This is a genomic window from Pseudoalteromonas sp. Isolate6, from assembly GCF_022398435.1.
GTDB classification, from domain to species: Bacteria; Pseudomonadota; Gammaproteobacteria; order Enterobacterales; family Alteromonadaceae; genus Pseudoalteromonas; species Pseudoalteromonas galatheae.
Genome location: NZ_JAKEVK010000380.1, coordinates 1 through 1,125, shown reverse-complemented (window position 1 = coordinate 1,125; position 1,125 = coordinate 1). Strand labels below are relative to the sequence as shown.

At 35.9% G+C, this 1,125-nt stretch carries 1 protein-coding gene; it reads right to left on the bottom strand.

From position 1 onward, the window contains the following. The coding region (locus L1D50_RS23030) for a hypothetical protein (protein WP_239966937.1) at nucleotides 1–1,031 on the bottom strand (1,031 nt) is incomplete at its 3' end. Nucleotides 1,032–1,125: the final 94 nt, after the last annotated feature.

Sequence of the window (1,125 nt, the reverse complement as noted above, 5' to 3'; positions counted from 1 at the left end):
CTTGATTGTTTGAAATTCAAGCCAAATTTCAAATCTGTTTTTTTTGAGTCGTTAGCTAAAGATATATTTATTTCTTCATGGTTTTTGTAAAACTCTTTGGATCTTTCAAGCAAAATAGATGTAAAAACATACGAGCTTGTGATTTCCAAAGAAGAATGTTCACATTTAGAGTATTCATCAGATAAGTCTGGGTCTTCGCTCAAAATATATATGGCATCAAGACAGTTGTTTTCTGTTAATTCATGGACAATAAAGTTCTCTGTCGAATTAGTGCTTATCTTTTGATCTAGGTGTTTGTACCTTCTACGTGGGAGTAATGAATAGCCTTGCTTTTCATCATTATCTTCTGGCAGCTCCCTATCGACCAAGTATGGCCTCTTGTCGTATCGGAAAAAATCTGCGACAAGCACACTATGTTTCTCACTTTTGTATATCCCCATGAAACTGAGAGTTTTCGAATAAGTATTTATGACATCTTTACATACTGTATCGACCCGTCTATTTAACTCTCGGTCTATTACTTTTTCTTGATGAACACTAGAATAAGCTCCAAAGTGTTTAAAAAACGGATTGAACGAAAGTAGAACTTTATAACCTCTCATATGAGATGTATCTATTTGCCTTATATGTTTTGTAGCTTCTTCTTGGAGCTTATAATAGGCCGATAGGTAATAACTATTAGGTCCGAGTTTAACTAAAGAGAGCAAGCATGATTGAGCGTAATTAGATTTAACTCCTAAGTTTGGTATCTCAGGGTGTAAGGAGCTGTTTGAGTAGTTGATAGCTCCAAGGTTGTTGAACCCACTAACTATTTTTGGCATACAAAACCCCCCGAACTTTTTGTCCCTAAACGCTGCCGTCGCGACATTACTTTTCATCCACTCCTGTATCAATAAAACATCATTCTGAGTTAACTTTGTTACGATGCTAATCGCTTTCCACTTAAAGTTACCTTCTAAAAAGCTCGCCTGATCATGGCTTTCATCGAAAATTTCATACCGTTTTGCATTTCTGATGTGCTCAGCACTCATTCTAATGTTCTTAGGGAAAACAAAAGGTAGGTACCGGGCTAATAAAAATATTAACTGCGTGGCATACACAGATAATGGCTTCATTTTAATATTC